We start from the raw sequence: 13,985 nt of genomic DNA, 5'->3' as shown, positions 1-13,985 counted from the left end.
GACTTACCTCTTTCCCCGCAAGACGATCGAGACCCACACCAGCACGCCTATGCCGGTCGCGGCCATCGATTCCAGGGTATCCGAAAACGGCAATTCGACGAGGCGCCGAAGCCCCTCCAGAAGGATGTTGGCAGCAGCGATGCAGACAACGCCGATGACAATGCTGCGCAGCGTCAGCAAAGATCCGGTGCTTTGCGCTTCAGCCATCAACGTGGCTCCTTGCCGAAGACGCGGATGTATTCGGCGACGCCGCCCTTGGCGAGCGCCTTGGCCTGCTTGCCCCAGTCGTCGCGCTCGATGCGGCCCTGGAAAGCGAGATATCCATCCACCCAGTCGCGCTCGGCCTTATTCCAGGATGCGACCTGTGTGAAGGTGAAGATGCCAAGCGAATGAAGGATGCCCTCGATCTTCGGGCCAATGCCCGAGATCAGCTTGAGATCGTCGACCGCAGCCGGCCTGTCGATTCCGGCCGGACGGTTCTTGTCCTCGAGCGACGGCTTTGCGGGCCTGGCTGCCGGCGCCTTGACGGCCGGGGCCACCGCGGCCTTGACCGCTGGCGCCTTGAATTCCGGCGCAGTGAAGGCAGTTGCCGGCGTGGCGGTGGTCTTCGGGCCATTACGCTGCTTGGCGACCTTCTCGACTTCAGGCGCCGCGGTGTTGGCGTTGGCGGCCGAATGCAGGGGCGCCGGGACGCTCGCCGCTTTTTCCGCCGCCGGTGCAACCTTGGCCCTGGAGGGCGACTTCAACGCCGAGCTGGTTTCCGGCGCATCGGTTTTCGGCTTGCCGGCGTTGGATGGCGCCACCGGGGCGGCCGCTGCAGGAGCGGCAGGCGCCGGAACAGGCGCTGCAATGATCGCGTCGGGCGCCGCGTGGGCAGCCTTGCTCGCCGCCCTGGCTTCCTTGTCGCGCGTCGCTTTGAGGATCGCCTTTTCGCTCTTCAGCGTCGTCAGGCCAGGCGCCGGCTCCGAGCCGGTTCTGCCGTTTTGCGGTCCGGTGGGAACCGAGGCGCCCTTGCCTGCATCATAAAGATCGATGATTTCGGCCAGCCGCTCAGGCGTCAGATCCTCGAACGTGTCCTTGAAGACCATCACCATCGGCGCGTTGACGCAGGCGCCGAGGCATTCGACCTCCTCCCACGACAGCGTGCCCTTGTCGTTGGTGTGGAACTGGTCGTGATGGATTTTGGAGCGGCACACATCCATCAGCGCTTCCGAGCCGCGCAGCATGCAGGGCGTGGTGCCGCAGACCTGGATATGCGCGCGCGTGCCGACCGGATTGAGCTGGTACTGCGTGTAGAAGGTCGCGACTTCGAGCCCGCGAATGCGCGGCATGCCGAGCATGTCCGAAATCGTCTCGATCGCCGCCTTGGTGACCCAGCCTTCCTGCTCCTGCGCAATCATCAGCAAGGGAATGATCGCCGACTGCTCGCGGCCCTTCGGATATTTCTTGATCCATTGCTTCGCAACCGCCGCATTCGCCCGGTTGAAGGCGAAGGTGGCTGGCTGGACGCTTGCTTCTGCGAGACGGCGGACTGACATTTAGCGATCGACCTCACCAAACACGATGTCGAGGGAACCCAGGACGGCAGTGACGTCGGCCAGCATGTGGCCACGGCAGAGGAAATCCATGGCTTGCAGATGCGCGAAGCCGGGCGCGCGCAGCTTGCAGCGGTAGGGCTTGTTGGTGCCGTCGGAGACGAGATAGACGCCGAACTCCCCCTTCGGCGCCTCGACCGCGGCATAGACCTCGCCGGCCGGCACGCGGTAACCCTCAGTATAGAGCTTGAAATGATGGATCAGCGCTTCCATCGAGCGCTTCATCGCCTGGCGCTTGGGCGGCACCACCTTGCCGTCGAGGTTCGACACCGGCCCGGTGCTCTCCTTGCCTAGCAGAAGGTCGACGCACTGACGCATGATCTTGGCCGACTGGCGCATTTCTTCCATGCGCACGAGATAACGATCGTAGCAGTCGCCGTTCTTGCCGATCGGGATGTCGAAATCCATCTCGGAATAGCATTCATAGGGCTGCGACTTGCGCAAATCCCAGGCAGCACCCGAGCCGCGCACCATGACGCCGGAAAAACCCCAGGCCCAGGCGTCGGCAAGCGACACGATACCGATATCGACATTGCGTTGCTTGAAGATGCGGTTGCCGGTAAGCAGCTTGTCGAGGTCGTCAAGCGACTTCAGGAACGGGTCGATCCACTTGCCGATGTCCTCGACCAGCTTCGCCGGCAGATCCTGGTGCACACCGCCCGGACGGAAATAGGCCGCGTGCATGCGCGAACCGGAAGCGCGCTCATAAAACACCATCAGCTTTTCGCGTTCGACAAAACCCCACAGCGGCGGCGTCAGCGCGCCGATATCCAGCGCCTGCGTCGTCACATTGAGGATGTGCGACATGATGCGGCTGAGCTCGGAATAGAGCACGCGGATCAACTGGCCGCGCTTCGGCACTTCGATGCCGAGCAACCGCTCGGTGGCGAGCGCGAAGGCATGCTCCTGGTTCATCGGTGCGCAATAGTCGAGCCGGTCGAGATAGGGCACTGCCTGCAGATAGGTCTTGTGCTCGATCAGCTTTTCGGTGCCGCGATGCAGCAAGCCGATATGCGGATCGACGCGGTCGACCACCTCGCCGTCAAGCTCCAGCACAAGACGCAAAACACCGTGTGCCGCAGGGTGCTGCGGTCCGAAGTTGATGTTGAAGTTGCGGACGGAGGTTTCAGCCATTCTGGCGCCTCTGGCGAAGAGTCAGTAGTGAGTAGTGAGTAGTGATCATCAATCTCAATGCCTGCTTCATTCCGCCTGCTTGGCCTGCACCGTTCGGATAAGAGATCTCATCATTTTTCCAATCTCTTCGCATCGCAGCAGCAGCTCAATCTCATTGTCTTTTCGCAGCAGGCCAACCCGACATGCCAGCAGTATGTGTGTCTCCAGTTCCTTCAACGAGCCTTGCGCCATGCGCAAAAATTGAACGAACGACCCTCTGTTCTCCCGACCGTATCCCTCCGCGACGTTCGCTGCGACCGAAACCGCCGATCGGCGCATCTGAGAGGTCATGCCGTAAATCTCATCCCTCGGAAACTCTTTGGTGAAACGGTAGCAATCCTCAGCAAGCGTCATCGCCGATTGCCACACCTTCAAGTCGCGATAAGATTCGATCCGTTGCTCCAAATCTTTTGCTACTGACTACTCACTACTTCCTACTCACTGTTTCGCCTTCTCATCGCCCGGCAGGACGTAGTCCGTCCCTTCCCATGGCGAGAGAAAATCGAAGTTCCTGAATTCCTGCTTCAATTCCACCGGCTCGTAGATCACGCGCTTGGCTTCGTCGTCGTAGCGCACCTCGACGAAACCTGTCAGCGGGAAGTCCTTGCGCAGGGGATGGCCCTCGAAACCGTAATCCGTGAGGATGCGGCGCAGGTCCGGATGGCCGGAGAACAGCACGCCATAGAGATCGTAGGCTTCGCGCTCATACCAGTCGGCGCCGGGATAGACAGCGGTGAGCGACGGCACCAGCGTCTCTTCGTCGGCCTGCACCTTGATGCGGATGCGCAAATTCTGCTTCGGCGACAGCAGATGATAGACGACATCGAAACGCTTGACGCGCGACGGGTAGTCGGCGCCGCAGATATCGATGATCGAAATGAACTGGCAGCCCGAATCGTCACGCAGGAAGCTTGTCACCTCGATCAGATTGTCTGTAGCAACCGAGATCGTCAGTTCGCCATAGGCAAGCACTGCATCGGTGACGCGGCCCGGCAGCTTTTCGCCGAGATAGGTCGACAGTTCGCTCAGGGATGCGGCCATGGGTCTACCGTTCGATCGTGCCGGTGCGGCGGATCTTCTTCTGCAGGAGAAGAATGCCGTAGAGCAGCGCTTCGGCGCTTGGCGGGCAGCCGGGCACATAGATGTCGACCGGCACGATGCGGTCGCAGCCGCGCACCACCGAATAGGAATAGTGATAATAGCCGCCGCCATTGGCGCAGGAACCCATCGAGATGACGTAGCGCGGCTCCGGCATCTGGTCGTAGACCTTGCGCAAAGCCGGGGCCATCTTGTTGGTCAGCGTTCCCGCCACGATCATGATGTCGGACTGGCGCGGCGACGCGCGAGGAGCCACGCCAAACCTTTCAGAATCATAGCGCGGCATCGAGGTGTGGATCATCTCGACGGCACAGCAGGCGAGACCGAAGGTCATGAACATCAGCGAGCCGCTGCGTGCCCAGGTGATCAGCGCCTCGGTCGAGGTGACCAGAAAACCCTTGTCGGCCAGTTCATTGTTGATCTCGAGGAAGAACGGATCGTCGGAACCGACCGGACGTCCGGTATTGGGGTCGATCAGGCCTTTGGGCTTCGGCGCGACGAGCGTTCCGGAACTGTCGTTCAATCCCATTCCAGCGCTCCTTTTTTCCACTCATAGGCAAAGCCGATGGTCAGCACCGCCAAAAACACCATCATCGACCAGAAACCGAGCATGCCGATCTTCGAGAACGACACCGCCCACGGAAACAGGAAGGCCACTTCCAGATCGAAGATGATGAACAGGATCGACACGAGGTAGAAGCGGATGTCGAATTTCATCCGGGCATCGTCGAACGAGTTGAACCCGCACTCGTAGGCGGAAAGCTTCTCCGGATCGGGATTGCGATAAGCCACCAGGAACGGCGCGATGATAAGCGCCAGGCCTACAACTGCGGCCACGGCGATGAAGAGGACGATGGGCAGGTATGAACTGAGGAGTACGTTCATGCTCGGCTTTCCGTTGGCGGCCAATCCACTTTGATTACAGCAACCAACCCTAATGCGGAAGCGCGACAGTTTAACCGCTGAACCGTTTTAGGTGCCTTTGCTGCGACGCGGCGAGGGTTAGCGCAGGGCTTTCAGCGAAGCAAGTCAAACCTTGTTCAAAAGACAGTGCTGGACGGCAGGCCGGGAAAAACTGGTCCGATCTCCTCCTGTTTGATTTCCTTCATCTTTCACTCCACTTTTGTCTCCTGACACATCTCCCGCCATTTGCCTGCTAGCATGACCGGAATCGCCGGCTAAAGTCGGGGAAAATGGTTCGAGGCAAGACACTTTGACGAAGGACAATATCTCACTCCCGACGGCCAGGCGCATCGCGCTCGCCGCGCAAGGATTTCTCGATCCCCGCCCGGTCGGCACGCCCGATCGCCGCCACCTCGCCCGCGTGCTGTCGCGCACCGGCCTGCTGCAGATCGATTCCGTCAGCGCCGTGGTGCGCGCCCACTATATGCCGCTCTATTCGCGCCTTGGCCCCTACCCGCTCACCCTGCTCGACAATGCCGCAATCACCCGCAAGCGCACCGTGTTCGAGTACTGGGCGCATGAGGCCTCGTTCCTGCCGGTCGAGACCTACCCGCTGATGCGCTGGCGCATGCAGCGGGCCGAGCAAGGCGACGAAATGTATCTCGGCCTCGCCAAATGGGGCCGCGAGCACGCCGCCTATATCGAAGAGATCTACCGCGCGGTCGCCGAGCGCGGCCCGATTGCCGCTTCGGCACTGGAAGGCCAGAAAGGTTCGGGCGGCTGGTGGGGCTGGAGCCACGCCAAGCACGCCTTCGAATGGCTCTTCTGGGCCGGACGCATCACCACGGCGCACCGCCGTGGCTTCGAACGCTTCTATGACCTGCCCGAGCGCGTGCTGCCGCAGGCGATCCTCGATCTGCCGGTGCCGGCCGCCGAGGACGCGCACCGCGAATTGCTGCGCATTTCTGCCCGCGCCCACGGCATCGCGACGTCGGGTGACCTGCGCGATTATTTCCGCTTGTCGCCGGCCGACATGAAGGGCCGGTTGGAGGAACTGGTCGAGATGGGCGAGTTGCTGCCGGTAAACGTCGAAGGTTGGGACAAGCCGGCTTACCTCTATAGGGACGCCCGCCTGCCGCGAAAGATCGAGGCCCGCGCCTTGCTGGCCCCCTTCGATCCGGTGGTCTTCGAGCGCGCGCGCACCGAGCGTCTCTTNTTCCGCTACCGCATCGAGATCTACACCCCGGCCGACAAGCGGCAATATGGCTATTACGTGCTGCCTTTCTTGCTCGGCGACAAGATCGTCGCCCGCGTCGACCTCAAGGCCGACCGGCCTGCGAGTGTCTTACGCGTCCACGCCGCCTATGCCGAAGCAGGCGCACCGCCTGAGACCACCGCACAGCTTTTCGAGGAACTAAAGGAGATGCAGGGCTGGCTTGGCCTTGAGCGCATCGAAGTGACGCCGGCCGGCAATCTGGGGCCGGCATTGGCTAGCGAGAGAGATGGCCAACCCTTGCAGCGTCTGTCATAGACGCCTCAATAAGCCTCGTAGGTTGTGCAATGGCATCGGACAAAGTGCTCGACATGATCCATGGCGCCCTCATTGCGCATGGAATAGATGCAGTCCGCAGAGATAGGGACGTCATGCTCCAATCGAAGCAGCTTCGGTTTGAGGCTGAGGTGTTCGAGACGAGTTCTGACCGGCTGGTCCTGGAAATCTACATTTTTTCTCCGCTGCTTGATGTTCAGCCGGTCATTGAATCCTTTGCTGGCTTCGGCGACACGCGCGAACAGGAACTGAACCAGGCGTTTGAAAAGTTTCTCCGTGGTGTTTTCCATGTGGCCATTGAGGGACTGGCCGATCACGTCTGCGAGAACATGCAGGCCGAAATAGAGCTTTGGCAGCGAAGCAGCGCCAGTTGGAAGATCTGGCGAAAAGATGCCCGCTGGAAAATCTATAGCGGCCCGGTCATTTCCCAGGCCACAACCGAGCTATGCTCGCTGACACCAGGCTATCCAGCATTCTATGCCAAGCTGGAAAAGCTGTTCACAGCTTCGGTACCCCCCGGAAGCCATTTTGTCCGGACCTTTCTGGCAGGCTTGAAGGGCACGCTGATTAGTGCCGAAGTCCTTCTGGACAACGCGGTTTGGCATGAGGGACAGAATCTGGCTGTCGGTCATGACTGGGACTATAGCGATGGCTATCAAGCTATCCGACAGGTCATCCTGGCACTGCCGGAAGCCGGGACATGACAGCCCCTGCCGACATCGCCATGTCGTAGCCGTGCGTTGACACCGCTGCCTGCAAAAGCCTAAATCCGCTCCAGACGGTCCCCTGCCCGCAACGGCAAGGGCCAAGAGGGAATGCGGTGCGGGACGAAAAAATCCCAAATCCGCGGCTGTCCCCGCAACTGTAAGCGAAGAGCCAAGGCCGAAAGCCACTGGGTAACACCGGGAAGGCGGCTAACCAAGGCAATGACTCGCGAGCCAGGAGACCTGCCGTCTGAGACAAAGTATCCGATCGCCTGGCGGGTTTCCGGGCAAGGAGCACGGTTTTTGGACCAGAACAGCAGTTTTTCGGCTGGCACAACGGACATTGCGTCCGGCGACAACGACGCCCTGACCGGCGTGACCGTCATCGTCTGCGCCTCCTGCCGCGATGAGACCGGTTCCGACGCCCATCCGCGCGCCGGCGAATTGCTGGCTGAGGACACAGGCCGCGCCGCTGCCGGCGATATCCGGGTCCGCACCGCCGAATGTCTCGGCAATTGCAAGCGCCGCCTCAGCGCCGCGATCCTGCGCGATGGCTGCTGGAGCTATGTCTTCGGCGATCTGACCGCAACCAGCGGCGCCGACCTCGTTACCGGCGCAAAGCTCTTCGCGACTTCGGCCGACGGCCTCATCCCGTGGCGCGGCCGGCCCGATAGCCTCAAGCGCGGCCTCGTTGCCCGCATCCCACCCCTCGACATGCTGAAGGACTGACGATGAACGCTTCAAACCCGGCCGCCAACCTCTCCCGTGTTCCCTGCACTGTCGTTACAGGCTTCCTCGGCGCCGGCAAGACGACGCTGGTCCGCCATCTCCTGGAAAATGCCGGCGGCAAGCGCATCGCCATCATCGTCAACGAGTTCGGCGACATCGGCATCGACGGGGAAATCCTGAAAGGCTGCGGCATCGACACCTGCCCCGAGGAAAACATCGTCGAACTGGCCAATGGCTGCATCTGCTGTACAGTCGCCGACGATTTCGTGCCCGCCCTCGACAAGATCCTCGCGCTGACACCGAAGGTTGACCACATCCTGATCGAGACCTCGGGCCTGGCTCTGCCCAAGCCGCTGGTCCAGGCGTTCCAGTGGCCGAGCGTGAAGAGCCGGGTAACCGTCGACGGTGTCATCGCCGTGGTAGACGGCCCGGCGCTGGCCGAAGGCCGCGTCGCCAACGACATGGACGCTTTGCAGGCACAGCGCGCTCAGGACGAGACGCTCGACCATGACGATCCTGTCGAAGAAGTGTTCGAGGACCAGATCGCCTGCGCCGATTTGATCATCCTGTCGAAGAGCGATCTGATGGACGCCCCCGGTTCGGCCCGCGCCAACGCCATCATCAATGAACATTCCGCCCGCGCGGTAAAAATCGTGCCGACTGCGCATGGCAAGGTCGACCCGTCGGTGCTGCTTGGCCTCGGTCTCGCCGTCGAAGACGACATCGAGAACCGCAAGTCGCATCACGACGGCGCTTTCGATCATGAGCATGACGATTTCGACACCTTCATCGTCGACATCCCCTCGATCGCCAATCCCGACGACCTGGCCAAGCGCGTCGCCACCGCCGCCGAACAGGAAAACGTGTTGCGTGTAAAAGGCTTCGTCGATGTCGGCGGCAAGCCGATGCGGCTTTTGCTGCAGGCCGTCGGCCCGCGCGTCAATCATTACTATGACCGCGCCTGGGCGGCTGAGGACGACCGCCGCTCGCGTCTTGTCGTCATTGGCCTGAAAGGACTGAACCGCCCGGCGATCGAGCGTATACTCGCCGGCTGATCCAAACCACGAGCCGAAATGCATATACTCACCACCACATCCGCCTCGCTCGACGATCTCGCCGAGCCCGTCGATCTCGGGCAGACGCCGGCGGATATCGTGGCGCTGTCCTTCACCGACAGCGACCTCGCCGGCCTCGCGGCGGCGTGGAAGGCCGATGCCGCCCGCCTGCCGTCGATGCGGCTGGNATGCGGCTGGCGGCGCTGCGCGACCTGCGCCATCCCATGTCCGTGGACCTCTGGATCGACAGCGTCGCCCGCCAGGCCAAGGTGATCTTGGCGCGCATCCTCGGCGGCTATGACTGGTGGCGCTATGGCTGCGACCAACTCGCGGTGACTGCTCGCGAACGTGGCATCAAGCTGGCGCTGCTGCCTGGTGAAAGCCATGACGAGGACCTCAGGCTGATCGAAGCCTCGACGCTGCCGCGCGAGGAGCTGGACGGCCTGCTGGGCTATTTCCGCGAGGGCGGGCCGGAGAATATGGCAGCGCTGATGCAGCGGCTGGCGGGGTTGGCTGGGCAGGATGCGGCTTCGGCTGACCCGGTTAGCGTGCCGAAAGCCGGGTTTTATGAGCCTTGCTGCGGCGTGGTCGAATTTGCCGATGTCGGCGTTCCGTCACACCCCCCTCTGTCCTACCGGACATCTCCCCCTCAAGGGGGGAGATCAGCCGGCGCGGACCTCGGCACTTTTTCTGCCCAGCCGATAATAGATTCCTCTGCAACATCCCCGATCGGCGAAAGCGTCGATGACAGCGCAATCTCCCCCCTTGCGGGGGAGATGTCCGGCAGGACAGAGGGGGGTGGGCGGGAACTCGGCGCAGACAACATCAACCCTCCCATCATCCCCATCCTCTTCTACCGCTCGATGCTGCTGGCCGCCGATGTCGCGCCAATCGATGCCCTCTTTGATGCACTCCGCCAGCGCGGCATGAGACCGATCCCGATCTTCGTCTCCAGCCTCAAAGACCCGACCTCCCTGGCCTTCGTCGAAACTGCTCTGGCCGCGCTCAACCCCGCCGCCATCATCACCGCGACCGCCTTCGCTTCCGGCGCCGAACCGGGCGTCGAAACCTTGTTCGACCGCGCCGGCGTGCCTGTCTTCCAGGTCATCGTCGCCACCACCCGCCGCGACGTCTGGGACAACAACCAGCGCGGCCTGGCGCCCGCCGACCTCGCCATGCATGTCGTGCTGCCCGAACTCGACGGCCGCATCCTCGCCGGCGCGATTTCCTTCAAGGGCGAGAGCGAGACCGACCCGGCGCTCGGCCACCGCGCCTTCGCCAACCGCCCGGAACCGGATCGCGTGGCGCAAGTGGCGGACAGGCTAGCGGCGTTCACACGGTTGCAGCAGACGCCCCGCGCGACGCGTAAGTTGGCGATCCTCATTCCGGACTATCCGAGCGCGCCCGGCCGCACTGGCTATGCAGTGGGCCTGGATGTGCCGTCCAGCGTGCTGGCCATGCTGCATGACCTGAAGGAGCAGGGCTATCGCGTTGACGGGATTCCAGAAACGCCGCGTGCGCTGCTGGACGCGTTGGAGCGGAGCGATGGTGGGCTGGGGCTGGAAGAGTATCTGGACTTCTCGAAGGATTTGCCGGCTGAGGCACTGGCTGCAGTCGAGGCGGCATGGGGTGCTCCTTCACGCTCCCCCTTGTGGGGAGGGTCGGTTCGCGACATTCGCGAAGCGGATGGCGCGAAACGGGGTGGGGGTAGCGGTGCACCACCCCCNACCCGGCCCTGCGGGCCACCCTCCCCACAAGGGGGAGGGCAAGAGCGGCTTCCCTTTCCGCGCCGCCACCTTCGGCAACATCACTGTCGCTCTCGCCCCCGACCGTGGCCGCTCGGCCGACCGCCGCGCCGACTACCACGACCCGACGCTGCCGCCGCGCCACGATCTGCTGGCCTTCGGCCTGTGGCTGCGCAAATCGCTCCGCATCCATGCTCTCATCCATGTCGGCGCCCATGGCACGCTGGAATGGCTGCCCGGCAAGACGGTAGCGCTCTCACAAAACTGCTTCCCCGAGATCGTCACCGGCTCGTTGCCCGTCATTTACCCCTTCATCGTCTCCAATCCCGGCGAAGCGGCGCAGGCGAAGCGGCGTATCGCCGCCGTCACGCTTGGCCATCTGCCGCCGCGGCTGACCGGTGCCGGCCTCGACGAAGGGCAGCACAAGCTCGAACGCCTCGTCGACGAATATGCCCAGGCCGACGGCCTCGACCGCCGCCGCCGCGATCGTCTGGCCAAGCTGATCGTCGACACGGCGCAAAAGACCGGCTTCGCCTCCGAAGCCGGCGTCGCCGGAACCGATGCGCCCGACGAGGCGCTGCGCCGCATCGACGCCTGGCTCTGCGACCTCAAGGATTTCGCCATCAAGGACGGCCTGCATATTTACGGCCGCGCGCCAGACGACGAACCCGACGCCATGCGCCGGCAAAGCGCCGAAGCCGAGAAGGCCGCGCTGCTGGCGGCGCTCGACGGCCGTCACATCAAGGCGGGTCCGGCGGGCGCACCGGCGCGTGGCCGCTCCGACGTGCTGCCCACCGGCCGCAACCTGTTCACCTCCGACCCGCGCACCATGCCGACGCCGACCGCCTACGATCTGGGAAAGGCGGCGGCAGAAGAAGTCGTGCGCGGCTATATGCAGTCGCATGGCGACTGGCCGCGCTCGCTGGTCATCGACCTCTGGGGCTCGGCCTCGCTGCGCACCGGCGGCGAGGAGATCGCGCAAGGCCTGGCGCTGATGGGCTGCCGGCCGCAATGGGATTCGGCCACCGGCCGCATCACCGGCATCGAAGTGCTGCCGCCGGCCACGCTCGGTCGCCCTCGCGTCGATGTCACCTGGCGGATTTCGGGTCTGTTCCGCGACATGTTCCCGACCCAGATCGCGCTGATCGACGCCGCCGCCAACGCCGTTGCCGCGCGCGACGAGGACGATTCGGAAAACCCGCTCGCCGCCAGAACCCGTGCCGATGGCAAGATCGGCCCGCGCATCTTCGGCACCTCGCCCGGCACCTACGGCGCCGGCGTCGAGGACCTGCTGTCCAGCGGCGACTGGGTCGGGCGCGAAGAAATCGGCCGCGCCTATCTCGATGCGACATCACATGCTTATGGCGGCGCAGAGGGCGAAGGCATCGCCTCCCCCGGCGCTTTCGAGACCCGCGTCGCCGAGGCCGATCTGCTGGTCCACACCGGCGACGATCCCGGCCGCGACATTCTCGAGGGCTCCGCCGACGTCGCCTTCATCGGCGGCTTTTCGGCAGCGCTGGCGGCGCTGGGCCGCAATGCCGATGTCATCGTGCTCGACACCACCGACCCGCAAAAGCCGAAGCCGCGCTCGGTCGGCGAGGCTGTGTCGCGGGTTGTGCGGGCGCGAGCCGTCAATGCGCGTTTCATCGCCGGCCAGATGCGGCACGGCCCGCGCGGCGCCTCGGAATTCGCCGAGACCGTCGACCGTCTCATCGGTTTCGCCGAAACCACCCACGCCATTTCAGGCGCGCTGATCGAGGCTGTACATGACGCCTATGTCGGCGACGCCAACGTTCGCGCTTTCATCCTGCGCGAAAACCCGGCCGCAGCCAAAGTCATCGCCGAACGCTTCCTGTCGGCGCGCCGGCGCGGGCTGTGGCATCCCTTGCGCAACTCGATCGACGACGATCTCGCGGCGTTGATCGCCGAGGCCGAGGCGCTCGGGGTCGCGGTATGAACGCCTTCTCGCGCCGCGGCGCCTGTCCGGCTCTCTCGGCGCCGATGCAGACCGGCGATGGCCTGCTGGTGCGGCTTAATCCTGTAGCTGGAGGTCTTTCGCCCAAGCTTTTGATCCGACTCGCCGAATCCGCCCTGCGGCACGGCAACGGCATCATGGAAGTGACCGCACGAGGCAGCCTGCAGATACGCGGCCTGACAGCGGAAAGTGCTGGGCTGCTGGCGGCGGAGGTGGATGCGCTGGGCATCGCCGTGCGCACCGGCGTGCCGGTCGAGACCGGGCCGCTGGCCGGCATCGATCCGCGGGAGATTGCCGATCCGCGAGCTTTGGCTGAGCGGGTCAGGGCTGCGGTCGAGGAAGCTGGGCTGACGCCAAGGCTCGGGCCGAAGGTTTCGGTGGTTGTCGATGGCGGCGGGCAGTTGACGATGGATGGGGTGACGGCCGATGTCAGGCTGAAGGCGGTGCGATTCAGCGCTAGCGTTCTGTGGACTGTATCTGTCGCTGTTGACGGCCAAAGCGCGAGACTGCTTGCGACGGTTGGGGACGATGCAGCGCGCGATATCACTGTCGCTGCTCTTCGAATGGTTGCAGAGAAGGGCCGCGACGCCCATGCAAAGGATTTGTCTGAGAGGCAATTGGCATCTCTTGCCGATTGGCTATGTTTGACAAGTTTGCGCGAGGCGCCCCCCTCTGTCCTGCCGGACATCTCCCCCTCAAGGGGGGAGATTACGCTTTCACCGATGATTTCGCTAATCTCCGGTGTTGTTAAGGAAAAGCCGGCATCGAAGCTGCCGATCTCCCCCCTTGAGGGGGAGATGTCCGGCAGGACAGAGGGGGGTGTGCAGGATCGCCGGCCTATCGGTCTTTTCCCCTTATCCAACGACACCACCGCTCTCGGCATAGCCCTCCCCTTCGGCAGCATGCCGGCCGAAAAACCCATCGCCCTCGCCCAAAGCGCCCTGTCCCTCGGCGTCGCCGAAATCCGTCTCGCCCCCGGCCGCGCCTTGCTTTTCCTCGGCCAACCATCGTCCGCAAACCACCTCCTGCAAGCCACCGCCACCGCGCTCGGCTTCGTCACCACCGCCGCCGACCCGCGCACCCGCATCGCCGCCTGCCCCGGCACCCCTGCGTGTGCCTCCGGCCGCATCGCCACGCGCGACATCGCCGAGACAATCGCCGCCGAAAACGCTGATATCCTCGACTTCACACTGCACATTTCCGGCTGCGCCAAGGGCTGCGCTCACCCCGGCTCTGCCGCGCTAACAATCGTCGGCGGCGAAAACGGAGCCGGACTTGTCGTGAACGCGACGGCAAAGGCCCTTCCTGCGGGCTACAGGCCGGGCTATGACGCCGCACGCGGCGTCAGTCGCGTCGCGGCGATGGTCCGCAGCGCACGATTTCAGGGCGAAACCGCCGCCGCTTGCCTGACAAGGCTCGGGCCGGCGGCAATCGCCGAAAGCTACCGACAGGAATAAGC

Annotated in this window: 12 protein-coding genes, 1 pseudogene and 1 riboswitch; of the genes and pseudogenes, 6 read left to right on the top strand and 7 right to left on the bottom strand. The window is 63.6% G+C overall.

The window, feature by feature from the left end:
• Positions 1–3: 3 nt before the first annotated feature.
• The 7 genes from X751_RS151965 to X751_RS151995 form a co-directional block, all read right to left on the bottom strand.
• Positions 4–207, bottom strand: a complete 204-nt coding sequence (locus X751_RS151965) for a hypothetical protein (RefSeq protein ID WP_023744667.1) — start codon at positions 205–207, stop codon at positions 4–6.
• Positions 207–1,538 (bottom strand): NADH-quinone oxidoreductase subunit E, encoded by a 1,332-nt coding sequence (locus X751_RS151970; protein WP_023744666.1) that lies wholly within the window; start codon positions 1,536–1,538, stop codon positions 207–209. The genes X751_RS151965 and X751_RS151970 overlap by 1 nt, the downstream gene beginning before the upstream one ends.
• The gene (locus X751_RS151975) at positions 1,539–2,729 is read right to left on the bottom strand and encodes an NADH-quinone oxidoreductase subunit D (protein WP_023670822.1); all 1,191 of its coding nucleotides are present in this window, start codon (positions 2,727–2,729) and stop codon (positions 1,539–1,541) included.
• A 66-nt stretch (positions 2,730–2,795) separates the two neighbouring features.
• Positions 2,796–3,173 carry a four helix bundle protein gene (locus X751_RS151980; protein ID WP_031193090.1) on the bottom strand — a complete coding sequence of 126 codons (378 nt, stop codon included), beginning with the start codon at positions 3,171–3,173 and terminating at the stop codon, positions 2,796–2,798.
• 33 nt (positions 3,174–3,206) lie between these two features.
• Positions 3,207–3,809, bottom strand: coding sequence for an NADH-quinone oxidoreductase subunit C (locus tag X751_RS151985; protein ID WP_023670823.1), 603 nt, complete (start codon positions 3,807–3,809; stop codon positions 3,207–3,209).
• Between the two features lie 4 nt (positions 3,810–3,813).
• Entirely contained in the window at positions 3,814–4,395 is a 582-nt protein-coding gene (locus tag X751_RS151990; RefSeq protein WP_023670824.1) for an NADH-quinone oxidoreductase subunit B, read from the bottom strand.
• On the bottom strand, positions 4,386–4,751 hold the full coding sequence (locus X751_RS151995) for an NADH-quinone oxidoreductase subunit A (RefSeq protein WP_023670825.1): 366 nt from the start codon (positions 4,749–4,751) through the stop codon (positions 4,386–4,388). Before X751_RS151995 ends, X751_RS151990 begins: the two co-directional genes overlap by 10 nt.
• A gap of 328 nt (positions 4,752–5,079) precedes the next feature.
• On the opposite strand from X751_RS151995, the gene X751_RS152000 reads away from it, so the two are divergent.
• From X751_RS152000 to cobG, 6 genes and pseudogenes are all read left to right on the top strand, one after another.
• On the top strand, positions 5,080–6,300 hold the full coding sequence (locus tag X751_RS152000) for a winged helix-turn-helix domain-containing protein (protein ID WP_023744665.1): 1,221 nt from the start codon (positions 5,080–5,082) through the stop codon (positions 6,298–6,300).
• 29 nt (positions 6,301–6,329) lie between these two features.
• Complete coding sequence (locus tag X751_RS152005) at positions 6,330–7,022, top strand: DUF6348 family protein (protein ID WP_023690307.1); 693 nt, start codon at positions 6,330–6,332, stop codon at positions 7,020–7,022.
• A 58-nt stretch (positions 7,023–7,080) separates the two neighbouring features.
• Positions 7,081–7,288: riboswitch (cobalamin riboswitch) on the top strand.
• A gap of 37 nt (positions 7,289–7,325) precedes the next feature.
• Positions 7,326–7,751, top strand: a complete 426-nt coding sequence (locus tag X751_RS152010; RefSeq protein ID WP_023685191.1) for a DUF1636 family protein — start codon at positions 7,326–7,328, stop codon at positions 7,749–7,751.
• A gap of 2 nt (positions 7,752–7,753) precedes the next feature.
• Positions 7,754–8,806, top strand: a complete 1,053-nt coding sequence (cobW, locus tag X751_RS152015; RefSeq protein WP_023698338.1) for a cobalamin biosynthesis protein CobW — start codon at positions 7,754–7,756, stop codon at positions 8,804–8,806.
• Between the two features lie 18 nt (positions 8,807–8,824).
• Positions 8,825–12,508 (top strand): annotated as a pseudogene (cobN, locus tag X751_RS1000000167940) (cobaltochelatase subunit CobN).
• Positions 12,505–13,983, top strand: a complete 1,479-nt coding sequence (gene cobG, locus X751_RS152020; RefSeq protein WP_023744664.1) for a precorrin-3B synthase — start codon at positions 12,505–12,507, stop codon at positions 13,981–13,983. The pseudogene cobN and the gene cobG overlap by 4 nt, the downstream one beginning before the upstream one ends.
• Positions 13,984–13,985: the final 2 nt, after the last annotated feature.

Origin of the sequence: Mesorhizobium sp. LNJC394B00 (assembly GCF_000502555.1) — a bacterium.
Taxonomy (GTDB): domain Bacteria; phylum Pseudomonadota; class Alphaproteobacteria; order Rhizobiales; family Rhizobiaceae; genus Mesorhizobium.
Note: the sequence above shows the minus strand (reverse complement) of the source record. Positions and strands in the feature narration are given on the sequence as shown.

Coding starts and splice junctions, on each gene's coding strand:
- X751_RS151965 (WP_023744667.1), bottom strand. CDS start 207: ATGGCTGAAGCGCAAAGCACCGGATCTTTGCTGACGCTGCGCAGCATT.
- X751_RS151970 (WP_023744666.1), bottom strand. CDS start 1,538: ATGTCAGTCCGCCGTCTCGCAGAAGCAAGCGTCCAGCCAGCCACCTTC.
- X751_RS151975 (WP_023670822.1), bottom strand. CDS start 2,729: ATGGCTGAAACCTCCGTCCGCAACTTCAACATCAACTTCGGACCGCAG.
- X751_RS151985 (WP_023670823.1), bottom strand. CDS start 3,809: ATGGCCGCATCCCTGAGCGAACTGTCGACCTATCTCGGCGAAAAGCTG.
- X751_RS151990 (WP_023670824.1), bottom strand. CDS start 4,395: ATGGGATTGAACGACAGTTCCGGAACGCTCGTCGCGCCGAAGCCCAAA.
- X751_RS151995 (WP_023670825.1), bottom strand. CDS start 4,751: ATGAACGTACTCCTCAGTTCATACCTGCCCATCGTCCTCTTCATCGCC.
- X751_RS152005 (WP_023690307.1), top strand. CDS start 6,330: ATGGCATCGGACAAAGTGCTCGACATGATCCATGGCGCCCTCATTGCG.
- cobW (WP_023698338.1), top strand. CDS start 7,754: ATGAACGCTTCAAACCCGGCCGCCAACCTCTCCCGTGTTCCCTGCACT.
- cobG (WP_023744664.1), top strand. CDS start 12,505: ATGAACGCCTTCTCGCGCCGCGGCGCCTGTCCGGCTCTCTCGGCGCCG.